Genomic DNA, 24,110 nt, shown 5'->3' on the forward strand with positions numbered 1-24,110 from the left:
CTCATTCCGCGGGGGCCGTCGCCGCGAACAGCCCCTGCTTCAGGGAGCCCGCCGCGATGAAGTCGATCTTGCGTTGCCAGCGTTCGATGACGTGTGCGGCGTCCTCCGGCGCGATGGTGTCGTCGGTGGCCGCCTTGGCGCGGTAGCGCTCGAGATCGGCGCGCAGGAATTCGCCGGTCAGTTCGGACAGATCGATGCGGGTCACCTCGACGAATCCGGCGTCGGAGAGCAGCTGCGCGTAGCCCTCGATCGTCGGCAGCGAATATCCGGAGACGTCGATGTATTCCTCGAACTCCGGCGTGCGTACTCCGGCGCAGAAGTCGCTGATGTGCAAACGTCCACCCGGCCTGAGCAATTCGCGACAACGGGCGAACAGACCCGGCTTGTCGTGCTCGTAGAGCAGGGAATCGCGCGAGTAGATCACATCGAACGAGTGCTTCTCCAGCTCCTCGGCGAACGCACTGCCCAGGATGAATCGCACGTGGCCATTCGAATCGCCATTGCGCCGCTCATTGGCCAGGTTCACCATCACCTCGGCCAGATCCACCCCGACCACGTCGGCCCCCGTGACGGCGGCGACGTGGAAGGCCGCTCCGCCCAGCCCCGAGCCGATGTCCAGCACCCGCATACCGGGGGATATCGACATCCCCGACAGCAGGATCTTCTCGAATCCGGCCAGGCCGCCTGGGCTTTGAAAGCCGTGCCCGTAAATCTCCTCGGACCGAAGAACATTGTGCGGAACAGCATAACGAGCCTGCTCGTACGCACGTGATTCGACGTCACTCAAACCCATATCATTTACCTTCTGATCTGCACAAAAGTATTGCAACAACAGCATTTTCAGGAAATGCGAAATTGCTCGCAATCCAACCGGCGATGCGAATGACTTGAAACGTTGCAGTAACGCTAGCGGAGACGAACTCGACTGTCCAGCCCAAAGTTCCAGCGCCCCAGTAGATCCCAGTGAAACGCGTGTCATCAGCGATGAGAAGAAACTGCGAAATAGTCACGCGGCGAACCGAATTGTAGACAATCGGGAAACCACAATTGCTCGCCAATCCTCGATTCTATGCAGAGCGCCAAGGTAATTCGGCCCATGTCATACCGCCTGCAAGCACACGCCCGCACCCACGAACCCACGAACCCACGACGGAATAGAACGGACCACGGTCCGGTTACACCTCGAAACCCCTTCGTATCGGAATGGTCGCCATGACAAAGCCTTTCATCGTCGAGGAACGTGACGTCGAAGCCGTGCAACTGCCCGGCGGCGGGGCCTTCTGGCTGCTCGAGGACGCCGAGAACTCGCACGGCCTCTTCGGAGCCAATCGCCTGCTACTCCCCGCCGGAGCCGACGGCACCCGCCCCCATCACCACACCCGATCCACCGAGATCTTCTACATCCTGAGCGGCACAATGGAATTCCTCGTCGAGGGTGCGCTGCACCAGGCTCGACAGGGGACCCTGATCTCCATCCCGCCCAATACCACCCACGCCTTCGGCGCCTCCTCCGCGGGCCCCGCCGAATTCCTCGCCCTGCTCACCCCGGGCATCCCCCGCTTCGACTACTTCCGCCAACTGGGACGCATCGCCCGCGGCGAAGCCGACTGGTCCACCATGGACGACCTGCACGACCGCTTCGACGTCCACTTCGACGGACCGCCGGACTGGCGCTGAGCGAGCCGTAGGCGCGACAGTTCGGCCGGTCAGAGGCGGCAAAGCCCCGCTAGAGTGGAAATTAGGGTAGCCTCACTTCCTCATCGAGAGGAGCTGTGGTGCGCATCGTCATTCTGTTCGGGTCGGAAATGGGAACGTCGGAAACCGTCGCCGAATCCCTGGCCGACGAACTGTCCGCCCACGACGTCTCGGTCTACGACATGCTCGACTTCGACCCCGGCGACCTCGACCCCGCCGACTTCCACATCATCGTCGTCTCCACCTACGGCGACGGCGACCTCCCCACCGGAGCCGAACCCTTCTTCGACCTCCTCGACGCCACCACCCCCGACCTGACCGGGTTGCGTTTCGCCATCTTCGGATTGGGCGACTCGGTCTACGGCGACTCCTTCAACCACGGCGGCGACATAGCCGCCGAAAAACTCACCGCCCTAGGCGCGACCCAGGTGGGCGACCACGCCCGCCACGACGCCTCGACCCCCATCCGCCCCAAAGACATGGCCCGCGACTGGGCAACCACCCTCCCCATCCCCAATTCCATTCAGCCCGCATAGATTTCAACCGCGGGCGAATCCATCCTCCCGCCCTCAGGTAAACCGGCCGACCACTGCGATCTCGCCGACGATGTGGCGCTGAACTCGGGCAGATCCTCTGCGGGAAACCATTATTCGAGGAATCCCACCACCCCGAAGAGACTCGAACTCAGCGACTTTCCGCGCCGTAACACTGACCGAGCAGTTGCCCTCCTCGGGCCAGACCACCCGCGCGCGAACCCCGCATCCAACCGCCGGGGTGAGGCGGCAGGTAATCGCCCGTAGTGGTTGAACCTTCCCGGGAGTTCCGCGGCGGTGGTATCTTCAATCGGGAATCGATCTTGGTGCTAATCGGCAATAGCCGTGAACCGAACGATTTGGTTGGAACTGGGCGTTCTCTCGGCAGCCTGGGGATTGGCGTATCCGGTCACAGCAATCGCTTTGCGAAGCTTTCCTCCGGTTGTCGTCGTAGCCACGCGCACACTGCTCGCGGCGGCTATTCTCATTCCAATTGCCGTGCACCGCCGCGAATTTCCCGATCTGACGCGCTGCCCCGGACGAATTCTGGCAATCGGTCTCGTACAGTCCGCCATGCCGCTACTCCTGCTCACCTACGGCCTGCAATTCCTGCCGACCGGCCTGAGCGCGATACTGATCGGTTTTCAGCCGCTGTGGATGATCGCCCTCGCCCCCAATGAGCGCCCCCGCCACCCGAGCGGCCTGATCGGACTGCTGATCGGGTTCGTCGGTCTGGCCATGGTCGTCGGATTCGACGTCGCCGGATCGATCGGTGCCCTATTCGGCGGGGCCCTGGTTATCGGCGCGTCCCTCAGCTACGCCGTCGGCGCGCTATTGGTCGAACGGCACCTGGCCCATATCCCGCCCCTGGGCATGGCCGCGACCACCCTGTCCACCACCGCCGTGGTCATGCTCATCCCCGGAATCCATCTGTTCCCCCAGGACCGTTTGCCGGAGCAAGCCCCGCTCATGGCCCTTCTCGCCCTGGGCACCATGCTGACCGCCGCCCCACTGGTGCTCTACTACCACCTGATCGCCCGCGCGAACGCGTCGATAGCAGCCCTGGCCTGGTACCTGAGCCCGGCGGTCAGTGTCATGGTCGGCTGGCTCTTCCGGCACGAACCCCTCACCCACACCACCCTGATCGGCCTCCTCGCCGTGGTCACCGGCTCCGCCCTCGCAGCACGATCCGCACCGCCCACCACGGCCGAGCTGAACCCCGTTTTGGACTAATCGTTTCAAAAAGTGTTACGGTGGCGACCATGGCCAGACCCAAGCAGTTCGACGAAGACCGCGCGGTGGATGCGGCGATGCGGGCATTCTGGACCGCTGGCTACGAGGGCACCTCGACGCAAGACCTCTGCGCCGCAACCGGATTGGGGCGCAGCAGCATCTACAACACCTTCAGCAGCAAGAAGGACCTGTTCGAGCGGGCGCTGCGGCGCTACATGGCCGACAAGAACGCGGGTACCTTCGCGGTGCTGGACGGGCCGGGCTCGGCGCGGGAGCGGTTGCGGGCACTGCTTTGGCAGGTCATCGACGCGCCAGACGACGACCCGCTGGGCTGCCTGGTGGTCAACGCGACCGTCGAGCTGGGGCAGCGCGATAAGGAGATCGCACAGCTGCTCCGGCTCGATCAGGAGCGGCGGCTGAGTGCGCTGACAGCCGCGATAGCCGCCGGGCAGCGCGACGGCGACATCGACAAACGCAGGGACGCAACCGAACTCGCCCATTTCATGATCGCCACCATCGGCGGGATGCGCGTGGCCGCCCGTGGTGGCGCCGACCGGCGGACGCTGGAGGCCATCGCGAACACCGCCTTGGATTGCCTGTGAGGATTTAGCCGACAGCGCTGTCGCACTGCACTTTTCACATATCCACGTTTTGAACTAAACGATCCAAAACTGATTCGAAACCCGAAAGGGGACCGCCGTGCCAATGGCCGTCTACATTCTGGGCTTGGCCATCTTCGCCCAGGGCACCTCCGAACTCATGCTGGCGGGACTGCTCACCGATATCGCCGCCGACCTCGGCGTCTCCATTCCGCAAGCGGGACTGCTCATTTCGGCCTTCGCCATCGGCATGCTGCTTGGCGCGCCCATCCTGGCCGTCCTCACCCAGCGCTGGTCGCGGCGCACAGCCCTGCTCGCCTTTCTCGCGATATTCGCGGCAACGCACGTGATCGCGGCCTTGACCTCGGACTACCGGGTACTGTTCGCGACCCGCGTGGTCGGTGCCTTCGTCTACGCGGGATTCTGGTCGGTGGGCGCGGCCACCGCCATCGGTCTCGTGTCGGAGACGGCGCGCGGTCGCGCCATGAGCATTGTCGCGGGCGGACTGACCGTGGCCACCATCATCGGCCTGCCCGCCGGTACCTTCATCGGCCAGCACCTCGGTTGGCGCGGCGCGTTCTGGGCCGTGGCGCTGATGTCGATCGCCGCGATGATCGGCGTCCTAGCCAAGGTGCCCGACACCCGCTCGACCACCACACCCCGGATTCGAGAAGAACTGCGCGCCATGGCCAACGGACCGGTCCTCCTGCTGTTCGGCACCACCGTGCTGGCGACCGCGGCCCTGCTGGTTACCTTCGGCTACCTCGGCGCCCTCCTCACCAACACCACGGGGCTGGCCACGGAATGGGTTCCGGTCGTACTGGCGGTGTACGGCGCGGGCAGCCTGCTGGGCATCGCCGTCGGCGGCCGAACCGCCGACGCCTACCCGATTCGCACTCTCCTGGTAGGGATTTCGGGCGTGATCGCCACCTCGATACTCCTGGCCCTCACCGCTGCCCACATCGCCCCGGTCACCATCCTGGTATTCCTGTTGGGCGCCTTCGGCTTCGGCACCAACCCGGTCTTGAACACCCGAGTGTTCACGCTCGCCCCAACCGCCACCACCCTCGGCGCAGCAGGCAACGTCGCATCCTTCAACATCGGCATCACCGCGGGCCCCTGGCTGGGCGGCCTAGCCCTCGCCGCAGGCATGAACTACCCCTCCCTCGCCTGGATCGCCGCCCTACTCGGCGCAGCCGCCCTAACCTTGGTCGCCTGCTCCCAAGCCCTACCCCCGAAAGCTCCCTCCCGACCCCCACGCGCACAGGCCGAAATCGCCCACTGACCGTGCGTGGGACTCTTGACCGATGATTCGGCGGGTGCCGAAGTGTAATGGACTTACTGTCGAATCCATGTTGGATCTTCCAGTACCAGGTGTCCCGGACGGCGAGCGCGGCATGGCGTGGCTTCGCGCTCGCGTGGCACGGTTCAGCGAGGGATCGGATCACGCTCGCAGGCGGGCACTGGTCGAGCGGGAGTTGGCGGCCATCGATCCCGCCGAACTGCGTTGGGCCGACGGCCATCACGTCGAGAGTCTGGCGCAAGCGATGGGTCTGACCGTCGCCGTCGCCGACGTGCAGGCGGTCGCCGCCTGCTACCAGCCCCACATCCCGGTCACCGAACAAGCCGATGCCGCGATCGACCGGCTCATCGCCGCGTGCGGCGGTGTTCCGGATGAATTGACGGCCAACAGAATCGGCATCCTGGTGCAGGCATGTGATGCGACGGCCGCACTGATCGAGGGCCGCAATCCACCGGTCCCGTTCACCCGCCGCGTGGACGGCGACGGGAACGTGATCGAGGTCAGCCTGGCGGGTAGTCCCTTCGGCGAAGGACGGCACGCCTGCCCCGGGCAAGCACACGCACTGGCGTTGGCTCGAACCCGGATCGTCACCCTCGATCCTGGGCTCGGCGACGAACTACCTTCGGATGGATAGTCGAACCTAGGAGCACCCAGATGGTCACGATCATCGGCGGCGGCATCGCCGGAATGTTTCTCGCCGGATCCCTCGCTCGCCACGACCAACCGGTCACGGTCTATGAACGTCAATCCGCCGCGGGCACCGGAGCATTCATGGCCCTCGACGGGCATGCCCAAGAGGTCCTGGCCGACCACGACGTCTCCCCCGCCGACCTCACCGCCGCCTCACACCAGATCCACGGCTTCCGATTCCACTACCTGCCCGACAAGACCGACGTTCGCGCCCGCGGCCACCGCCTCTACCGCCGCATCGACCTCATGCGCGTGCTCACCCAATTCGCCTCCGCCACAACCGCTGACATCCACTACGACACAACGATCACCGACATCGACCCCACCATGGGGACCCTGTACAGCGGCACCGAAACCCTTCCCAGCGACGACCTCCTCATCGCATCGGACGGAATCGACTCCGTAGCTCGCAGCCGCCTCGAACCCGAGCGGAAGCCCGAATACGCCGACCAGATCGTCATCTACGGCAGTATCGACCACTCTCTCGACCTGCCCACGGAACCGGAAGTCCTCCACTTCCACGGCCAACTCGGCACCGGATTCCTCCCGACCACCACCTTCGGCCACCTCTGGAACTCCACCACCGCCTTCTGGTTCGCCCGCCTCACCCAACCCCCAATCCCAAACTCCGACATCGGCTTTCACCCGGTTGCCGCCTGGTCCGAGACCGTCCGATCGGCGGCCCCGGACGCCCCCGACCTCGTAGACACCCTCCTCGACGCCACCGACACCCTCCACGCCTCCAACGCCAGAAACGTGCCCTTCACCCACGCCGCACCCCCGCAACCCCCGATAATCCTCTGCGGCGACGCCGACCACGCCATCACCCCCGCCGCCGCCCGCGGCGCCCGTGAAGCAATCGACGACGCCGCAGCCATCCACCACGCAATCCAATCGGGCGAAAACGTCGGAGCAGCAATGACCCAACGGCGGCAACTCATCACCGACGAACGCGAACAAGCTCAGCGAATGTACGCCCGAACACGGTCGTAGACGACGGGCCCTGATCGACCATGAAATCTGGGATCAGTGCGGCAGTTTGTCGTATTCGACGAGTACGTGGTCCCGGAAATCGGTGCCGTAGCCGCGGCTCAGATACTCGGCAAGCATTCGTCGATCCATCCGCGCGAGCCAGGCAACTCCGTTGCGAATCGAAGCGTCTCCGGGCTCCTTCGGGATCAGATCGTTCCTGACCATTTCGAAGCTTGTTTGAATGAAGTTCAAGTAGCAGAAGATGATCGAATCTTCGAGATGGGTCTGCACTGGATCCCTCAGCTTCGCAGCCGCAGCGACGTGCTCTTCGGGCTGCAAGATCATCCGATTGAATTCATTGACCAGGTCCGCCAAATTCTTTTGGCACGTGGCCTCGATGCTCCGCTTGGAGTGCTTGAACGCAATGTACGCAATGTAGGCAGCGATCAATGCTGTCGACATCTGCCCGAAGGCCGCGACCCAAGCCGGGACGGTGCCCCACTGCAAACCGCTCATTGAAACAGTCTTCCCCCGGGCGGTGATCCAAGGCAGGGAACTTGGTCCTCTCTACAGCTCTTCGGCGAAGTTGGTGGGGCTCCGCCGGATCCGGGTCGATTGGTTAGAGCTGTTCGCCTTGTTCGCGGCGGCGGTCCAGGGTGGCTTGGCGTTCGGCTTCCTGGCGGCGGGCTTCGGCGCGTTGTTGTTCGGCGCGTTCGCGGAGGCCGCGGAGGAAGGCCTCGTCGGCGGCGGGGTCGGCGGGGATGTAGCGGCCGGGGCGGTCGTATTCGGAGTAGCGGGTGGTGGGGCGGCGGGGGGCTTCGTGGAGGGGGCGGCCGAGGATCAGCCACAGGAGGGCGCCGAGGGTGGGGATCAGGATGACGATCAGCAGCCAGCCGCCCTTGGGCAGGTGGCGGACACCGGACTCCGGGCAGGTGATGATGTCGATCAGGCTGTACACCCACAGGGCCAGCGTGATGAATCCAAACGCCGCGTACGGCATCACTTTCTCCTCGAATATGAAACGAACACCCGGAACACCGGGCGAGAAAATCCCCCCGCACGACCATGCGGCCTCGAGATCCTAACCCGCGCGAGCGCGCGCACGCGCCCCTGTACGTGTTCGGTCGAGGCTCATTCCGGGATCGGTGTGATCGAGGACTCGACGCGACTCGCTTCGAGACATAGGTCATCCCGGCAGCCGATGACGAAATACTCGCCGCGCGAAGATCGATATTTGCTGTCATTGCAGGCACACTGACCACCGGAGCCATCATCGCCGGTGCCGGAACCGCCGGGGCCACCCCTCCGCCCGCCTCGCCCCAGTGCGCCATCGTCTCCTACCCACTGGTGTTCCTGATCGAAGCGACCGGCGGAGCATCCAGCCCTCTTCTCCCGCCGGCCAATTCCATCCAGGCCGCCGTCTGCTAGTAGCCCGGGCACAACCCCGTGTGCCGCTATCGCGAAGGGCAAGCGATTCTTTCGTCAGGGGAAGCGGTGGACGACTGTGATGTTGCCAATGATGTGGGCGTTGAATTCCTCGAGATCCTCTGCGGGGATCCAGTATTCGAGAATCTCGCGTCCGCCGACCTGATGGACCTCGTATTGGTTCAGGTAGGCGGTGTCAACGTCGAAGCGGGTGACGAAGCCCGCACCGGAGGCGGGGACGTTCCAGTCACGGGCGATCATGATCGCGTATTCCTCGGTGAGGACCGGGTAGAAGATCGGCTGGTCCGGCAGACGAGGCGGCCATTCCCGCCAACCCGACGCCGCGACCAAGTCCAGTTCCTCCGGGCCGGTGGGTCGCCACAGCGTGGTTGCCGGGATGTGATTCACGATCGAACTCCGCACAGCTATATGGAATGAGAAAACCCCCGACCGGCTACACCGATCGGGGGTTTGCGCTCCCCCATCTGGACTCGAACCAGAAACCTGCCGATTAACAGTCGGCTGCTCTGCCAATTGAGCTATAGGGGATTGTTTCCCTGGCTGGCCCTTCCGGACCGGCCGGAGAAAACTTTAGCGTATCGGTTGTACAGTTCCCAAATCGCGGCCCTACCTGCGGGAATAGTGGGGTGGGGCGTACGGGGTGCCGGATCGACAGGCGGGGGTGGGGTCGGGCAGGATGTGGGGGCGGACTTGCCTATGGGAGGAGCTTCTCGGGATGCTGCGGTTGATCATCGGTGTGGCGGCTGGGTACGTGCTGGGCGCCAAGGCCGGACGGGCTCGGTATGAACAGATCAGCAAGACGACCCGTGCGATCAGCGAGAGCCCCGTCACACGCAAGGTCGTGATGATCGGTCGCCAGAAGCTCGCGGACAAGCTGAGCACCCAGCCGAAGCTGGAACCAATGGTGCCGCTGGACGAGCGCACCACCATCCTCGTGCCGCAGGATCAACTGCGCCGCTGAGGGATTGGGGCTCCGCCCCTTGCCCCCTTCGGGGGCTGCGCCCCCGGACCCCTGCCCCTGGGCGGCGGGCTTCGCCGCCTGCCCATTCGATCAGGCGGCTGAGCCGGGTCCGGCGAAGTCGCCGGAGTTGCCCATGGCTTGGGTCAGCAGGCTCTTGCGGTATTGCTCCAGGGCGACGAGGTCGCCGAACAATGCCATGTAGGCGTCGGGTTGTTCGGTGGAGGAGATGCGCTGGAGTTTGGACTTCAGTTCGGCGATCTGGCGGCCTACCCAGGCTTCCTGGGTGCGGGCGAGGACGCCGGTGACGAAGCGGGGGATGTCGTCGGCGGACTTGACGGGGAGGGGTTCGGCGGCGAGTTCGGAGACCAGGGCGCGCAGGGTGAGGTCGTCGGTGTTATCGGCGACGGCGGTGACCCATTCGGCTCCGGTCAGGCCCGCGGCGGCGCCGCCCGCTTCGGCGATGGCGGCGCGGACGGCGATGAAGGCGGGGTGGGTGAAGGCTTCCGGTTCGAGGGAATCGAAGACCGGGCCCGCGAAGACCGGGTATTGCAGGGCGGCGGCCAGCGACTGGCGTTGGGGCAGCAGGGTCGGGTCGGCGGGGTTGGGGCGGGGGGCGGGGGCCGCGGAAACGTCCTGGCGCGCTTGGCGTTCGGGGATGCCGGGCTTGGTGCCGGTGCGGGCGCCCTTGCGGGCCTCGTCGCCGACGCGGCGGACGACCTGTTGGATGTCGTCCCAACCGACCCAGCCCGCCAGTTTGGTGGCGTAGGCCTTGCGGAGGGCGAAGTCCTTGATCTGGGCGACCACGGGGACGGCGCGGCGCAGGGCCTCGACCTGGCCCTCGGGGGAATCCAGGTTGTGTTCGGCGAGCAGGCCGCGAATGACGAACTCGTACAACGGGACTCGGCGGGCGACGAGGTCGCGGACCGCGCCGTCGCCGCTGCGCTGGCGGAGTTCGCAGGGGTCGAGGCCGTCGGGGGCGACGGCGATGTAGGTCTGGCCCGCGAGTTTCTGGTCGCCGGAGAAGGCCTTGAGGGCGGCGGCCTGGCCCGCTTCGTCGCCGTCGAAGGTGTAGATGATCTCGCCGCGCCAGAAGTTGTCGTCCATCAGCAGGCGGCGCAGGATCGCCAGGTGCTCGTCGCCGAAGGCGGTGCCGCAGGAGGCGACCGCGGTCTTCACGCCCGCGAGATGCATGGCCATGACGTCGGTGTAGCCCTCGACGACGACGGCCTGATGCCCCTTGGCGATTTCGCGCTTGGCGTGGTCGAGGCCGAAGAGCACCTGAGACTTCTTGTACAGCAACGTTTCCGAGGTGTTGATGTACTTGGCGGTCATGGTGTCGTCGTCGTACAACCGGCGCGCGCCGAAGCCGATGACCTCGCCGCCGAGATTGCGGATGGGCCACAGCAGGCGGCGGTGGAAGCGGTCCATGGGGCCGCGCTGGCCCTGCTTGGACAGACCCGCGGCCTCGAGCTCCTTGAATTCGAAGCCCTTGCGCAGCAGGTGTTTCGTGAGCGTGTCCCAGCCGCTCGGGGCGTAGCCGCAGCCGAACTGGCGGGCTGCATTGTGGTCGAAATTGCGGTCGGTGAGGTACTTGCGGGCCGCCTCGGCCTGCGGCTCGCCGAGCTGCGCCATGTAGAACTCGTGCGCGGCGGCATTGGCGGCGACCAGGCGGGAGCGGGTGCCGCGGTCGCGCTGGACGGAAGTGCCGCCACCCTCGTAGGTGATCTTGTAGCCGATCTTGTCGGCCAACTGCTCGACGGCCTCGACGAAGCCGACGTGCTCGATCTTCTGCAGGAAGGCGAACGCGTCACCGCCCTCACCGCAGCCGAAGCAGTGGAAGACGCCATGATTCGGGCGCACATGGAAGGACGGGGTCCGCTCATCGTGGAAGGGGCACAACCCCTTCATCGAGTCGGCGCCCGCGCGCTTGAGGGCGACATACTCACCCACGACATCCTCGATCCGAACACGTTCACGAATCGCCGCGATATCGCGGTCCGGAAGTCGGCCAGCCACGGCACGAAGTCTAGCCTCGCCACACCGACACGCTCGACCGGGACGCACGGCTGGACGCCGGACCGAATGATCTTTCGAGCGCATGCCAGGATCTATCGGTGCTCAGCCTGTACCACGACGCCCGGACGCCGGTGCATACCGTGCCCGCCGGGGCGAAGCTGCTGGTGCTGGCGGCGGCGGGGACAGCACTGTTCTTCGTGCCGTCGATCACCTGGTTGGCGATCGCACTCGCGGTGGTGCTGGGTCTGTATGGGCTGGCTCGGATTCCGTGGCGCACGACCGCGAGGCAGATACTCGCGCTGCTGCCCTTCCTCGCGCTGATCCTGGTCGCGCAGGTGATCTTCACCGGCTGGCACTCGGCGATCCTCGTCGGCGAGCGACTGCTCACGCTGGTCTTGCTGGCGAATCTGGTGACGCTGACCACACGCACCTCGGCCATGATCGACACCATCGAGCGGGTGCTGCGGCCGTTGCGACCGCTCGGTGTGCGGCCGGAGCGCGTCGGCCTGCTGGTCGCCATGACCATCCGATTCATCCCGGTCATTCGCGAACAGGCCGAACTCGTGCGCGCCGCCCAGCGCGCCCGCGGCATCGAACGCAGCACGGTCTTCCTGGTCCCGCTACTGATCCGCACACTGCGCATGGCCGATGGCGTCGGCGAGGCGCTCGACGCACGCGGCCTGGACTGACCCGTGCGAACCACACCCATTTAGGATGCCTCGGTGCGTAGTAGGGATTTGGCGCAGATCGCGCTGTTCGCGGCAATCATGGTGGTTCTGGGCTTCTTTCCACTGATCCAGCTGCCGGGCGCGTTCGCGCCGTTCACCTCGCAAACTCTCGGCGTCATCCTGGCCGGTTCGATTCTGGGCGCGAAGCGCGGCGCGTTGGCGATTCTGCTGTTCGATGTCCTGGTCTTCGTGGGTCTGCCGGTGCTGCCGGGCGGACGCGGCGGCCTGTCGGTGATCATGGGCCCAACGGGTGGGTTCGTGCTCGCCTACCCGATCGGCGCCTTGGTGATCGGATTGCTCACCGAGCGGGTGTGGCGGCATTACAACCTGCCCATCGCCCTGGCGATCAACTTCCTCGGCGGCGCGATCGTGTTGTACGCCATCGGGATTCCGTGGATGGCCGCGGCCGCGCACATCTCGCTGACCAAGGCGTTCACCACCTCGGTGGCCTTCATCCCCGGCGATATTCTCAAGACCGTCATCGGTTCGCTGGCCGCGGTCGCGGTCCGCAAGGCCTATCCGATGATTCCGGCGCGCGCATGATCGAACTCGCGGGCGTGTCCCACCGCTTCGGTGACCGCGAGGTCCTGCGTGACCTCGATCTGACCTTGAGCGAGCAGCGGATTGCCGTCATCGGGGCCAATGGCTCGGGCAAATCCACCTTCGCGCGCCTGCTCAACGGCCTGCAGGTGCCCACCGCCGGTCGCGTCACCGTCGACGGCCTGGATACCCGCAAGCAGGGCAGGGCCGTTCGCAAACTGGTCGGATTCGTCTTCCAGGATCCGGATGTGCAGATCGTCATGCCGACGGTCGCCGAGGACCTGGCCTTCGGCCTCAAACACCACGGCGTCGCGAAATCCGAGATCCCGGACCGGGTCACGCGGACCCTCACCGACTACGGACTCGCCGAATTCCGCGATCACCCCGCGCATCTGCTCAGCGGCGGGCAGAAGCAGCTGCTCGCCATCGCGGCGGTGCTGTCGGTCCGACCCGAATACATCGTCTTCGACGAGCCGACGACCCTGCTGGACCTGCGCAACAAGCGCCGCATTTCGCGTCTGCTGCAAGAACTTCCGCAGCAGCTGATCGTCATCTCACACGACCTGGACCTGATCGCCGATTTCGATCGCGTGCTCGTCATCGACGAGGGCCGCCTCATCGCCGACGGCCCGCCCGCGACCAGCATCGAGCGGTACGTGGCCCTGCACGAGAACTGACCTACTCCTCACGCCCGAACAAATGCCGCCGCACATGCGCGTTCAGCCGCTGCCCCGGCCGCGAGTTGAACGCCATGTGCACACTCACCCGCGGAATCTCCCCCTGCACCGGCGTCACCCGATGCCGGGACCGCCGCCCGGCGTGCAGCACCATCATCCCCGGCACGGTCGGCAGCATTTTCACCATGTGCCGGTGCCGCATCGGCAGCCCGCCGCCGCGCTCGATGAACGCACCCGGCAGCGGAATGTATTCGAGCCCGCCGCCGCGTTCGGGGGCGACAATGTGCAGCATCACCGTGTAATCCGACATGTCGTAATGCCAGTCCTGCACGTCCCCGCTCTCGTGGATCTGCACGGTCATCGCGCCCAATTCGTCGGCGGAGCGGTAGGCCTGCTCCCCCACCAGCTGGGACACGAACTCCCGCAATGGTTCCCAGTAATAGAGCTGCTTCAAGGGCGAGGAGTCCGGAATCCGGTCGCAGGCCACGGTGTATTCGAACCGCATGGCGTCGCCGAGCCCGTCGGAGAGCACGTCCGCGGCCATCTCGGTGACCGCGGCGGCGCGCAGAAAGTCGGGCAGCACGGTGACACCGCTGACCAGAAAGTCCGCCTGGGACCGCTCGATCACCTCGCGCAGCCGCGCGACGGATCTCCGGTCCAGCGGGTATCTGTCCAGGTTGACAATGCCGTCCACCTCGCGTGTCATCGCGCCCCCTGCCGCTGAATTCGCCGGATTCAGGGTATCGCGGCGGCGACGCGTTCCAGACGGCTCTCGGTGTAGGACGCGATCTGGTCGACGATCACGCGGACGCGGGCGGTGTCGTCGCCCGCACTCTCCCACCACGGCAGCAGCAACCGGTCCAGCCCGCGCGGCGCGATCGAGAGCAGGCGATCGGCGACCATCAGGATGCGTTCGCGCTGCCCGGCCTGGCGCACCCGGTGGATCGGGTCGGAGAGCACGTAGCGCAAGGCCATGGTCTTGAGCACCGCGACCTCGGCGGCCACGACCCGCGGCACCTCCAGATCGGCGGCGTAGCGCGACAATTGGCGACCACCCCAGGCCGAGCGGGTGGCCTCGACCGCGGCGGTGGCGAAACGGCCCACCAGATCACTGGTCAGTCGCTTCAGCGCGACCGAGGCACGCAGCGAGCCGTCGTAGCGGAACACCTCGGCGACGACCGGCATTTCGGACAGCCGCTGCGCGGCGGCCACCAACTCGTCCACGCTCAGCGAGGGATGCTGGCGCGCACCGAGTTCGGCCAGCGCGGCCTGCTCGATCGGATCGGCCAGGGCGCGCAGATCGATGCGGCCCACGATGACGCCGTCCTCGACATCGTGCACCGAGTACGCGACATCGTCGGACCAGTCCATGATCTGCGATTCCAGGCATTGGCGACGGTCCGGCGCGCCCTTGCGCACCCAGTCCAGCCGATCCATGTCGACGTCGTAGGCCCCGAACTTGGAGCTGGGACCCGTTCTGCCCCAAGGGTATTTGATGACGGCGTCCAGCGCGGCCCGGGTCGGGTTGAGCCCGAAGCTCTGACCCTGATCGTCGATCACCTTGGGCTCGAGCCGGGTCAGAATCCGCAGGTTCTGCGCATTGCCCTCGAAACCCCCGTGCTTGTCGGCGAATTGGTCGAGCGCCTTCTCGCCATTGTGCCCGTAGGGCGGATGCCCGATATCGTGCGCGAGCCCGGCCAGATCCACCAGATCCGGATCGCAGCCCAGACTGTCGGCGATGCTGCGCCCGATTTGCGCGACCTCGAGCGAATGGGTCAGCCGCGTGCGCGGGGTGTCACCGTCGCGCGGACCCATGACCTGCGTCTTGTCCGCCAGCCGCCGCAGCGCCGCGGAATGCAGCACGCGCGCCCGGTCCCGGGCGAATTCGCTGCGGCGCGCGGGACACGGCGACCAACTCAGTCCGGCGGTCCGATCGGTTTCGGGCACCATGCGCTCCCGATCGGCCTCGGAGTAGACCCGGTCATAGTCGATGCGCGCGTTCATAGCTCACTGATCTGCCGTGTATTTGAAATCCGCCGAGAAGTGGGTCAGCTGGTACCAGAGCAGGGCGAAGGTTTCGCGGAAGATGCCGTGCGCCTGTGATTCTCGGGTGTAGACGGCCGGTCCGGTGCGGGTCGGGGCGGTCCACGCCTTCAGCCCGGCGTCGCGGGCCATGGTGCGGGTGCGTAGCGAATGCCACGGGTCGCTGACCAACACCACCGAGGTCTTGCCGCGCGCCAGCAGGGCGTGTGAGACCGCTTCCACGCTCTGCAGGGTGTCGGAACCGGTTTCGACGGCCAGGATCCGATCGTCCGGCACGCCAAGGTTTTCCAGGTAGAGCTTGCCCGACGCCGCCTCGGTGTAGTTGTCACCGACCTGTTTGCCGCCGACGGTCACGATCATGGGCGCGATCTGTTTGCGATACAGCTTGGACGCCTGGTCCAGTCGCGCCTGGAACACCGTCGACGGGGTGCCGTCGTACTGGGCCGCGCCCAGCACCACGATGGCGTCCGCGGGCGTGTAGTCGTCGATGCGGGCCACCTGCCAGACCCGCACGGCCGTACCGCCCACCACCAGAATGCCCATGACGAGCGCGCCGAGCAGCAGTCGCCGTGTCCAGCGCCAAGTGCCGCTGACGCATCCGGCCGCGGGGGTGCGGTCGGTCATGTCTCGAACCAGCCAATCCGGTTCGGTGGGGCGGCTCCGGAGTTTACCAACCGCGTCGCCGCCACTCGGACAACTGCGGGCGCTCGACGCCGAGGGTGGTGTCGTCGCCGTGGCCCGGGTACACCGCGGTGTCGTCCGGGTAGCGGTCGAACAGCTTGGTCTCGACATCGCCGAGCAGCGAGGTGAACTGCTCGGGCGAGTGGGTCTTGCCGACGCCGCCCGGGAACAGTGAGTCACCGGTGAACAGGTGGGTGCGGCCCGCGCCGTCGGTCAGGGCAAGGGCGACCGAGCCCGGCGTGTGGCCGCGTAGATGGATGGCCTCGAGTTCGAGGTCGCCGACCTGGATCTTGTCGCCATCGGCGAGCAACCGGTCCGGCTTGACGGGTAGTGGCTCGGCGTCCAGGGTGTGCGCGGCGGTGGGAATCTCGGTCGCCGACACCACATCCGAGAGCGCCCACCAGTGGTCGGGGTGCTGATGCGTGGTGACGATGAGCTCCACGTTACCGTCGGCCTCCTGACCGATGAGCTCGAGAATCCGGTCCGCCTCGTTGGCGGCGTCGATGAGCAGCGTCGCGCCGGTGTTCGCGCACTGCACCAGATAGACATTGTTGTCCATGCCGCCGACGGACATCTTCACGATGCGCGCGCCCGGGACCTCACGCTGCTGCGGGTTGGAGCCGGGGGCGACGTGTCCCGTGTACGGGGAATCGATCGTGATCACGTCACCGATCGTAGTCATGGCGGCCGACACAGTGTGCGGAAGAAACCGACCCCGCGCATTCCACCGTTAGATTCAGAGCATGCGGCTACCGAAGCAGCTGTGCCTCCTCATGACCGGCTTGCTCCTGGCCTTGGCCCTGGTCGGCGGGCGCGCCGCACCGGCGCTCGCCGAGGACCCGCAGCGACTGCCCAGCTATGTCACCGACACCGCGGGCGTGCTGGATCGCGGGCAGACCGCGGAACTGCAGCAGGCCATCGATGCGCTGTATTCGCGCGAGCACGAGCGGCTGTGGGTGGTCTACGTGCGGAATTTCAGTGGGATAGACTCGAACTCGTGGGGTGAGCAGACCGCGCGCCTGTCCGGGTTCGGGGATCGGGACGTGCTGCTGTCGGTGGCCGTGGACGATCGGGCGTACGCGTTCACGGGGACGGTTCCGCCCTCGGTCAGCGACAAGGAATTGGACCGGCTGCTCACCGATCAGGTCGAACCGAAGCTGCGGGCCGGGGATTGGGCCGGGGCCGGGCTGGCGACGGCGAGCGGGTTGTCGAAGGCCATGAGCGGTTCCGGCGGTATCGGACTCGGGAAGCTGCTGCTCCTCGCGCTCATCGTCGTGCTGATCGCCCTCGCGGTCTGGCTGTGGACGCGACGACGCAAGATGCGGCGGCAGCGCGCCGTCATGGAATCCGCGCGCAAGACCGACCCCACCGATACCGCCGCACTCGAAGCCCTGCCCCTGGTGGTCCTGGACGCCCTGTCTAAGGAGACCTTGGTCGACACCGACAATGCGATCCGCACCAGCACCGAGGAATTGCGTTTGGCCACCGACGAATTCGGGGCGACCGCCACCGCGCCCTTCACCGCCGCGCTCGAGGCCGCGAAAAGGGCGCTCGCCAAGGCGTTCTCGATCCGCCAGCAACTCGACGACGACATTCCCGAGACGCCCGACCAGCAGCAGAGCATGCTCATCGAGCTGATCAGCAGCTGCGGCAGCGCCGATCGCGATCTCGACGCCAAGGTCGGCGAGTTCGACGCGATGCGGAATCTGCTCATCAATGCCGGTGACCGACTCGACGCGCTCACCCGGGATGTCGTGGAATTGACGGCGCGACTGCCCAAATCGCAGGAGACGCTGACCCGGCTGGTCGCCGAGCATCCGGCGTCGGTGCTGGCACCGGTCCGCGACAACGTGACCATGGCCAAGGAGCGCATCGGCTTCGCCGAGCAGACCATCGAGAGCGGCCGCGACGCGATCGCCAAACCGGTCGGCCAGCAGGGCGCGGCGGTCGCCGACATCCGCTCGGCCGAATCCGCCGTGGACGCCGCGCGCACCCTGCTCGACGCGGTGGACACCGCCGCCACCGATATCGACCAGGCCCGCGCCGGATTGCCCGCAATCGTCGAGGAATTGCGCCGCGACCTCGCCGCGGCGGCCGAACTCACCGAACACGGCGGCACCGAATTGCCAACTGCCACAGCGGCCGCCCGCACCGCCCTCGACCAGGCGACTGCCAATGCCACCACCAACCCCCTCGGCGTCTTCCGCCAGGCCGTCGCCGCCGACACCGCCCTCGACCAGGCGATCGCGAACGCCACCGACCGCAAACGCGCCGCCGACGAACTCCGCCGCCGCCTCACCCAAACCCTCACCGCCGCCCGCAGCCAAATAAACGCCGCCGCCGACTTCATCAGCACCCGCCGCGGCGGCATAGACGCCGACCCCCGCACCCGCCTCGCCGAAGCCCAAAGAAGCCTCGACCAAGCCGAACAACTCTCCCCTACCGACCCCGCGGCCGCCCTCCAATCCGCCCAGCGCGCAGCCGAACTCGGCTCCCGAGCCCTCCTCTCCGCCCAAGCCGCCGTCCGCGACTGGCAAGCCCAACAGCAACGCCTAACCGCCCCCTCCGGCTCCCAGTCCGGCGCAATCCTCGGCGGCATCCTGATCGACGGCATGCTCCGCGGCATGGGCACCCAATACCGCAGCGGCGGAGGCGGCTTCGGCGGAGGCTACGGCCCCGGCTCCTACGGCGGCTCCGAGGGCTCCCGCCGCATCAGCCGCGGCGGCCGCTTCTAGGTGTTCCAGCCCATGAACATGCATTCTGGCAGGTGTCTTCTCGGCGTTTCCCTGCTGAATTGCATGCTCGTGGTTAGAGCCAGCCTTGGCGTTCGGCGGCTCGGACTGCTTCGGCTCGGGTGCGGGTGCCCGTCTTGCCTATAGCCGAGGAGAGGTGGTTGCGGACTGTGCCCTCGGACAGGTGGAGTTTCTTCGCTATCGCGCCCGCGGTCGCACCGTCGGCTGCTGCGGCCAGAACTTCGCGCTCCCTCGCCGTCAGGGGTGAGGTTCCGGCCGTAAGAGTCTCGGTGGCCAGCGCGGGATCGACTACGCGCAGACCCATATGGACCCGGCGGACAGCGTCGGCGAGTTCGCGGGCGGGGGTGTCCTTCACGACGAAGCCGCTGGCTCCGGCGTCTATCGCGCGGCGCAGATAGCCGGGGCGGCCGAACGTCGTCACCACCAAAATGCGAACCTCGGGATGCGCGGCGTGGACCTGGGCGGCGGCCGAGATGCCGTCCAGGCCGGGCATTTCCACGTCCATGAGGATGACATCGGGCGACGTGCGTTCGACGGCGGCGAGGACTTCGTCGCCGCGGCCGACCTCGGCCACCACGTCGAGGTCGGGTTCCAGGCTCAGCAGGGCGGCGAGGGCACCGCGGACCAGGGCCTGGTCGTCGGCGAGCAGCAGTTTGATCATTCCGCCTCCTTGGTCGTCGCCGGAAAGCTTGCCAGGACCCGCAATCCGCCCTCCGGGCGATTGGCGAGGGTGAGGGTGCCGCCGGTGGCCTGCACGCGTTCGCGCAGTCCGGACAGGCCGGAGCCGGTTCGGGGTGCGGAACCGTCGGGGTCGGGCGAGCCGCGCATGCCGACGCCGTCGTCGGACACCTCGATGCTGGTGGGCGTCAGGCGAACCCAGCAGTGCCGGGCTCCGCTGTGCCGCACCACATTCGTGATGGCCTCGCGCAGCACCCAGCCGAACACCGCGCCGTGCCGGATCGGGAGTTCGTCGGAATCCGGTAGCTCGGCCTCGATTTCGGCGGCGCTCAGGGCGGTGCGGGCATTGGCCAGCTCGCCCGCCAGCGACACCTCGCGCAGGCCGCCGACGGTGCTGCGCACGCCCGCCAGCGACTCGCGCGCCAGCTTCTCGATATCGGCCAGCTCGGCGCGCGCCCGCTCCGGGTCGATGTCCAGGAGCCGTTGCGCCAGCTCGGTTTTCACGGTGATGACGGTGAGCGAATGCCCGAGGATGTCGTGCACGTCGCGGGCCACCCGATTGCGTTCCTCGATAATCGCCAACTCCGCGCGCTGTCGCCGGGCGGTGGCCTGCAGTCGCTGCGCGCGCAGGCCGAGGTCGCGGCCGAACCACACCACCAGCGGGATGAACGCCAGGTAGAACGGCGGACCATGCATTCCGACCAGTGCGAAGGTGGCGAGCAGCATGGTGACGACCACGAACAGCACCGCCACGGCGGACTGCCGACTCGGCAGCACGATGGCGGCGACCACACCCACATAGATGAAGGTCGGAATCCCATTGCCACCCGGCAGCATCGCCGTCATCGCGATGCTCAGGGCCGCCATGGTCCCCAGCAGCAGCCACACCCGGGATCGCGCCGGGGGCGATCGGTCCGGCTCGGTCTCGGAATCCGGCTGCCGGAAGGCCACGAACGCGAGCACGATCAGCGCGCCGAACACCACCACCGCGGCGGTGCCCAGGGTCGCACGCAGGCGCTGCCCGTCGACCCAGGCATCGTGCAGCGGCCCGACGAGGTAGATCAGCCACAGGATCGATATGAGGCTGCTGAACAATCCGCTGCGCAGTTGGCTCTTGCCACCCGAATCGACGCCCGCGATCGAGTCCAGCACCGTCGACACCCGGTTCGAGAGAGGCGATGTCATCGGTCCCCGACCTCGTTCCACCTGTTCACGAACCCGGACGCTACCTCAGCGCGCCGTGTCCCGGCGGAACAGCACCGCGGCACCGCCCGCGAAGACCGCCGCCCAGGCCAGCACATTGACGATCGCGAGCAGGATCGCCCCGGCGCTCGGCTCGGCGAACGGAGCGCGCGCCAGCACCGCGACGCCATTGGTGGGGATCACCTTCGACACCGTCTCGAACCACCCGTGCAGCGGCATGAACAGCCCGCCCGCGAACGACAGCAGCGCCAGCACCGGACCGAGCAGCTGCATGACGTTCTCCGACGGCAGCAGGTAGCCCATGAACAGTCCGAAGGCGGCGAAGACCAGTGAGCCGATCCACGCGATGAGGAAGCAGCCCACCCACGCCGAGGCCGACAGGTGCGCGCCGAGTACCGAGCCGACGGCGAAAACCACTGCGACGGAGAAGAATCCGAGCACCATGGCGATAATGATCTTGGTGGCCACATAGGCGAGCGGCCGCAGCGGGGTCAGTCGCAGCTGCCTGCTCCAGCCCACCGCCCGCTCCACCGCGACCATCGCGCCGCCGCTCGTGGTGGCCAGCATGGCCCCGTACACGGCCATGGACACCATCACATAGCCGGTCACATTGCCGGATCCGAAGGATTCGTTCCGGTAGCCGGACGTGGTGCCGAAGATGACGAAGAACAGCGGCGGCATGATCAGCGAGAAGATCACCGTGCGCCGATTGCGCAGCATGCGCAGCAGTTCGATGCGCAGGAAACCGGCGTTCAGACCGCCGGAACGGACCGTCGGGCGGGTGTCGAGAACGCTCATCGGTGCTCCCCCTCGGTGGTCAGGGCGAGGAACGCGTCCTCGAGATTGTGGGCGGAGATCTCCAGGTCGACGGCCGGGGTGGCGGTCAGCAGGTAGCGGGCCACCACGTCGGAGTCCTTGGCCCGCACAATGATTCGGTCGCCCCGCTGCTCGACCTGATCGACGCCGGGCAGGGTCAACAAGTGCGCGGGATCGGCGTCGGGGAGGGTGGCGCTGACCGTGCGGCCCGCGGCCAGATTCTTGATCTGCGCGGCGCTGCCGTCGGCCACCACCTTCCCCGAGCGCACCAGCACGATGCGGTCGGCGTAGGCATCGGCCTCGTCGAGGTAGTGGGTGGCGAACAGCACGGTGCGGCCGCGGCTGCTGTCGTGGCGAATGGCGTGCCAGAAGTCGCGCCGCCCTTCGACATCCATGCCGGTAGTGGGCTCATCGAGCACCAGCAGCTCCGGGTCGGGCAGCAGGGCCAGGGCGAAGCGCAGTCGCTGTTGTTGTCCGCCGGAGCATTTGCCCACCGGTCGGTCGGCGATATCGTCGATGCCCGCCCGGATCAGGACTTCCGAGACCGGTCGCGGGTTCGGGTGCAGGGTGGCGATCAGCCGCACGGTCTCGCCGACGGTCAGATCCGGCAGCAGCCCACCGGATTGCATGACCGCCGAAACCCGGCCCGCCGCAATGGCATCCGACGGTGTGCCGCCGAACACGCGGATCTCTCCGGAGTCGGGGCGGGTCAGGCCGAGCAGCATGTCGATGGTGGTCGTCTTGCCCGCGCCGTTCGGGCCGAGGAAGGCGACGATCTCCCCCGGCCGCACCGTCAACTCCAGGCCGTTCACGGCCCTCACGATCCCGCCGGGCGAGCCGAAGGTCTTGACCAGGCTCCGTATTTCGATGGCCGGGACAGCCGCGTGCCGGGCCCGACCCGCGGCGATGTCATGGGCGGTAGCGTTCATACCCCTACTGTCGGCCGCGCGGGCGCGCGCCACCTCCCCCGTCCGTCATCACTCGGCCATGACAGATGTCATGGAACCGAGGTCAGGCGGTGACGGTTACCGTGTGCAGCCCGCCCGGCCCGATCGGGAACGGCGGCCGGTCGTCGGCGTCCTGGACCTCGCCGGAGCGGCTGGTCACGCGGGCCGCAATGGTGTGCGTGCCCGGCGGCAGATCCACGATGGTGCGCCAGCGTCGCCAGGCCGCCGGGGCGAGTTCGGAGCCGAGTTCGACCGGGACCCATTCGGTGTCGTCGATGCGGATATCGACACCCGAGACGCCGTGCGGCGGGGCCCAGGCGACACCGGCCACGGTGAATTTCCCCGAGCCCGAACCGCCGCCATTCGCGACGTCGATGCGCGCCTGCGGCCGCACCCACAGCGGTTCGGCGGGCCAGCCGCGCTTCCACCAGTAGTCGACGTGCGAGTCGTCGGCGAGCTCGAGTTCGGTGATCCACTTCGCGCCCGAGTACTGGCCATAGATGCCCGGCACGAAAACCCGTGCCGGAAAACCGTGTTCGGGCGGCAGCGGCTCGCCGTTCATGCCGATGACCAGGTACCCGGGCCATTCGCCGGTGCGCAGCGGCTCCAGCGGCAGCGAGATGGTGTAGCCGTCGACGGCGCGGGTGACCAGGCGGGTGGCCCCGCGCTCGGGGACGGCGTGGTCGAGCAGCGCGGTGAGCGGGACGCCGAACCAGCGGGCATTGCCGCAGCGCCCGGAGCCGACCGTATTGTGCACGCACACCATGACGGCGTCGAATTCCACCGCCTGCTCGGCCAGATCGGCCAGTGACAGGCGCAGATGGTGGGCGACCTTGCCGCCGATGGACAGCCGCCACTGCGTGGGATCGATGCGCGGTGGACGCGAATTCACGTCCGCCACATAGAATTTGCTGGTCGGTGTGATCAGCGGTGTCAGGCCCGGCTCGAGGCCCAGGCCGTCCTCGGGGACCGGGGCGTGCGCGCCCATCGCGCCGACGCGGCGGACGCGTTCGCGGTGGCGGAGGTCTTCGCGGCGGACCAGCGCCTCGGCCGCGGCCAGCAGGCCGGTTCCCGCTGCCGCCCACAGCAATTCGCCGCCGAGGCCGGTGGGCTGGCGACGCAGTCCCGCGCGGAGCACGGCGGCCGCGGCAATGCCGCCGAAGGCTCCCGGTACCGACCGGTTGGTACTACGAAGGGCCGCGGACGCGGCTCCGGCACCGAAGACGGCCGCCGCAGGTGTCCGCAATCTACGCGGCAGCAAGCCGATTCCGGCCGCCGCCGCGACCCCGCCCAGGGCGACGCCGAGCCGCGTCATCTCCTTGTCGTGCTCACCGGCCCGCGCGACCATGGTCTCGACCACCTGCGTCGGCGCGTAATCGGCCGCCAACCGCCCCAGCCCGTCGAGCACCGATCCGCCCCGGACCGCGGCGAGCAACTCGCCCGCGCCGAGCGCACCCAGCCCCACCGCCGCCGACCCCAACAGCCGCTTCTTCTCCACCGACACCCGCCCGTTCACCGCCACTTGCCCGAACCTTCCGTAGTCGACGGGGTTTCCGGGCCCATTGTTCCTCACCCGACGGGGCGACCACCCGGCAT

27 protein-coding genes and 1 tRNA gene are annotated in these 24,110 nt (G+C 67.2%); 12 read left to right on the forward strand and 16 right to left on the reverse strand.

What is annotated here, in order from left to right; genetic code table 11:
* Position 1: 1 nt before the first annotated feature.
* Together VMT40_RS15830 and VMT40_RS15835 are read right to left on the reverse strand one after the other, a co-directional pair.
* Positions 2 to 793, reverse strand: coding sequence for a methyltransferase domain-containing protein (locus VMT40_RS15830; RefSeq protein ID WP_326358916.1), 792 nt, complete (start codon positions 791 to 793; stop codon positions 2 to 4).
* A gap of 1 nt (position 794) precedes the next feature.
* The gene (locus tag VMT40_RS15835) at positions 795 to 1,010 is read right to left on the reverse strand and encodes a hypothetical protein (protein ID WP_326358918.1); all 216 of its coding nucleotides are present in this window, start codon (positions 1,008 to 1,010) and stop codon (positions 795 to 797) included.
* A 202-nt stretch (positions 1,011 to 1,212) separates the two neighbouring features.
* On the opposite strand from VMT40_RS15835, the gene VMT40_RS15840 reads away from it, so the two are divergent.
* The 7 genes from VMT40_RS15840 to VMT40_RS15870 all read left to right on the forward strand — a co-directional run bounded on the left by VMT40_RS15840 (position 1,213) and on the right by VMT40_RS15870 (position 7,046).
* A complete protein-coding gene (locus tag VMT40_RS15840) occupies positions 1,213 to 1,677 on the forward strand; it encodes a cupin domain-containing protein (RefSeq protein ID WP_326358919.1) in 465 nt (154 codons plus the stop codon).
* A gap of 98 nt (positions 1,678 to 1,775) precedes the next feature.
* The gene (locus VMT40_RS15845) at positions 1,776 to 2,231 is read left to right on the forward strand and encodes a flavodoxin domain-containing protein (RefSeq protein WP_326358920.1); all 456 of its coding nucleotides are present in this window, start codon (positions 1,776 to 1,778) and stop codon (positions 2,229 to 2,231) included.
* Between the two features lie 342 nt (positions 2,232 to 2,573).
* A complete protein-coding gene (locus VMT40_RS15850; protein ID WP_326358921.1) occupies positions 2,574 to 3,461 on the forward strand; it encodes a DMT family transporter in 888 nt (295 codons plus the stop codon).
* Between the two features lie 29 nt (positions 3,462 to 3,490).
* Positions 3,491 to 4,063, forward strand: coding sequence for a TetR/AcrR family transcriptional regulator (locus tag VMT40_RS15855; RefSeq protein WP_326358922.1), 573 nt, complete (start codon positions 3,491 to 3,493; stop codon positions 4,061 to 4,063).
* Positions 4,064 to 4,166: 103 nt separating this feature from the next.
* The gene (locus VMT40_RS15860; RefSeq protein WP_326360206.1) at positions 4,167 to 5,345 is read left to right on the forward strand and encodes a Cmx/CmrA family chloramphenicol efflux MFS transporter; all 1,179 of its coding nucleotides are present in this window, start codon (positions 4,167 to 4,169) and stop codon (positions 5,343 to 5,345) included.
* 67 nt (positions 5,346 to 5,412) lie between these two features.
* Positions 5,413 to 5,997 carry a hypothetical protein gene (locus VMT40_RS15865; protein ID WP_326358923.1) on the forward strand — a complete coding sequence of 195 codons (585 nt, stop codon included), beginning with the start codon at positions 5,413 to 5,415 and terminating at the stop codon, positions 5,995 to 5,997.
* 20 nt (positions 5,998 to 6,017) lie between these two features.
* Entirely contained in the window at positions 6,018 to 7,046 is a 1,029-nt protein-coding gene (locus VMT40_RS15870) for an FAD-dependent oxidoreductase (RefSeq protein ID WP_326358924.1), read from the forward strand.
* A 33-nt stretch (positions 7,047 to 7,079) separates the two neighbouring features.
* Here VMT40_RS15870 and VMT40_RS15875 read toward each other — a convergent pair whose 3' ends face one another.
* The 4 genes from VMT40_RS15875 to VMT40_RS15890 all read right to left on the reverse strand — a co-directional run bounded on the left by VMT40_RS15875 (position 7,080) and on the right by VMT40_RS15890 (position 8,999).
* Complete coding sequence (locus VMT40_RS15875; RefSeq protein WP_326358925.1) at positions 7,080 to 7,541, reverse strand: hypothetical protein; 462 nt, start codon at positions 7,539 to 7,541, stop codon at positions 7,080 to 7,082.
* A 103-nt stretch (positions 7,542 to 7,644) separates the two neighbouring features.
* Complete coding sequence (locus tag VMT40_RS15880; protein ID WP_326358926.1) at positions 7,645 to 8,025, reverse strand: PLD nuclease N-terminal domain-containing protein; 381 nt, start codon at positions 8,023 to 8,025, stop codon at positions 7,645 to 7,647.
* A gap of 482 nt (positions 8,026 to 8,507) precedes the next feature.
* Entirely contained in the window at positions 8,508 to 8,858 is a 351-nt protein-coding gene (locus tag VMT40_RS15885; protein ID WP_326358927.1) for an ADP-ribosylation/crystallin J1, read from the reverse strand.
* A gap of 68 nt (positions 8,859 to 8,926) precedes the next feature.
* Positions 8,927 to 8,999 (reverse strand) — tRNA-Asn (locus VMT40_RS15890).
* 187 nt (positions 9,000 to 9,186) lie between these two features.
* On the opposite strand from VMT40_RS15890, the gene VMT40_RS15895 reads away from it, so the two are divergent.
* Positions 9,187 to 9,432 carry a hypothetical protein gene (locus tag VMT40_RS15895; RefSeq protein WP_326307098.1) on the forward strand — a complete coding sequence of 82 codons (246 nt, stop codon included), beginning with the start codon at positions 9,187 to 9,189 and terminating at the stop codon, positions 9,430 to 9,432.
* Positions 9,433 to 9,522: 90 nt separating this feature from the next.
* Here VMT40_RS15895 and dnaG read toward each other — a convergent pair whose 3' ends face one another.
* Entirely contained in the window at positions 9,523 to 11,448 is a 1,926-nt protein-coding gene (gene dnaG / locus VMT40_RS15900; RefSeq protein WP_326358928.1) for a DNA primase, read from the reverse strand.
* 98 nt (positions 11,449 to 11,546) lie between these two features.
* On the opposite strand from dnaG, the gene VMT40_RS15905 reads away from it, so the two are divergent.
* From VMT40_RS15905 to VMT40_RS15915, 3 genes are read left to right on the forward strand one after another with little or no spacing between them, the layout of a single operon-like run.
* Positions 11,547 to 12,137 carry an energy-coupling factor transporter transmembrane component T family protein gene (locus VMT40_RS15905; protein ID WP_326358930.1) on the forward strand — a complete coding sequence of 197 codons (591 nt, stop codon included), beginning with the start codon at positions 11,547 to 11,549 and terminating at the stop codon, positions 12,135 to 12,137.
* A gap of 33 nt (positions 12,138 to 12,170) precedes the next feature.
* The gene (locus tag VMT40_RS15910) at positions 12,171 to 12,719 is read left to right on the forward strand and encodes a biotin transporter BioY (protein ID WP_326358932.1); all 549 of its coding nucleotides are present in this window, start codon (positions 12,171 to 12,173) and stop codon (positions 12,717 to 12,719) included.
* Positions 12,716 to 13,393 carry an energy-coupling factor ABC transporter ATP-binding protein gene (locus tag VMT40_RS15915; protein ID WP_326358934.1) on the forward strand — a complete coding sequence of 226 codons (678 nt, stop codon included), beginning with the start codon at positions 12,716 to 12,718 and terminating at the stop codon, positions 13,391 to 13,393. Before VMT40_RS15910 ends, VMT40_RS15915 begins: the two co-directional genes overlap by 4 nt.
* Before the next feature lies 1 nt (position 13,394).
* Here the strand turns inward: VMT40_RS15915 and VMT40_RS15920 are convergent, their stop codons facing one another.
* Genes VMT40_RS15920 through VMT40_RS15935 form a run of 4 tightly spaced genes read right to left on the reverse strand, consistent with a single transcriptional unit; the run spans position 13,395 to position 16,799 of the window.
* Positions 13,395 to 14,099 carry a HalD/BesD family halogenase gene (locus tag VMT40_RS15920; RefSeq protein ID WP_326358936.1) on the reverse strand — a complete coding sequence of 235 codons (705 nt, stop codon included), beginning with the start codon at positions 14,097 to 14,099 and terminating at the stop codon, positions 13,395 to 13,397.
* Positions 14,100 to 14,128: 29 nt separating this feature from the next.
* Positions 14,129 to 15,397, reverse strand: coding sequence for a deoxyguanosinetriphosphate triphosphohydrolase (locus VMT40_RS15925; protein WP_326358938.1), 1,269 nt, complete (start codon positions 15,395 to 15,397; stop codon positions 14,129 to 14,131).
* Between the two features lie 3 nt (positions 15,398 to 15,400).
* Positions 15,401 to 16,060, reverse strand: a complete 660-nt coding sequence (locus VMT40_RS15930) for a YdcF family protein (RefSeq protein WP_326358939.1) — start codon at positions 16,058 to 16,060, stop codon at positions 15,401 to 15,403.
* A gap of 43 nt (positions 16,061 to 16,103) precedes the next feature.
* Entirely contained in the window at positions 16,104 to 16,799 is a 696-nt protein-coding gene (locus tag VMT40_RS15935) for an MBL fold metallo-hydrolase (RefSeq protein ID WP_326358940.1), read from the reverse strand.
* A 61-nt stretch (positions 16,800 to 16,860) separates the two neighbouring features.
* Here VMT40_RS15935 and VMT40_RS15940 point away from each other — a divergent pair, with 61 nt between their 5' ends.
* A complete protein-coding gene (locus tag VMT40_RS15940) occupies positions 16,861 to 18,852 on the forward strand; it encodes a TPM domain-containing protein (protein ID WP_326358942.1) in 1,992 nt (663 codons plus the stop codon).
* Positions 18,853 to 18,925: 73 nt separating this feature from the next.
* Here the strand turns inward: VMT40_RS15940 and VMT40_RS15945 are convergent, their stop codons facing one another.
* From VMT40_RS15945 to VMT40_RS15965, 5 genes are all read right to left on the reverse strand, one after another.
* On the reverse strand, positions 18,926 to 19,531 hold the full coding sequence (locus VMT40_RS15945) for a response regulator transcription factor (RefSeq protein WP_326358943.1): 606 nt from the start codon (positions 19,529 to 19,531) through the stop codon (positions 18,926 to 18,928).
* Positions 19,528 to 20,733, reverse strand: a complete 1,206-nt coding sequence (locus VMT40_RS15950; protein ID WP_326358944.1) for a sensor histidine kinase — start codon at positions 20,731 to 20,733, stop codon at positions 19,528 to 19,530. Before VMT40_RS15950 ends, VMT40_RS15945 begins: the two co-directional genes overlap by 4 nt.
* Before the next feature lie 45 nt (positions 20,734 to 20,778).
* Entirely contained in the window at positions 20,779 to 21,549 is a 771-nt protein-coding gene (locus VMT40_RS15955) for an ABC transporter permease (RefSeq protein WP_326358945.1), read from the reverse strand.
* Positions 21,546 to 22,496 carry an ABC transporter ATP-binding protein gene (locus VMT40_RS15960; RefSeq protein WP_326358946.1) on the reverse strand — a complete coding sequence of 317 codons (951 nt, stop codon included), beginning with the start codon at positions 22,494 to 22,496 and terminating at the stop codon, positions 21,546 to 21,548. Before VMT40_RS15960 ends, VMT40_RS15955 begins: the two co-directional genes overlap by 4 nt.
* Before the next feature lie 82 nt (positions 22,497 to 22,578).
* A complete protein-coding gene (locus tag VMT40_RS15965; protein ID WP_326358947.1) occupies positions 22,579 to 24,036 on the reverse strand; it encodes a molybdopterin-dependent oxidoreductase in 1,458 nt (485 codons plus the stop codon).
* Positions 24,037 to 24,110 lie beyond the last annotated feature (74 nt).

Source organism: Nocardia sp. CDC160 (assembly GCF_035818795.1).
Classification (GTDB): domain Bacteria; phylum Actinomycetota; class Actinomycetes; order Mycobacteriales; family Mycobacteriaceae; genus Nocardia.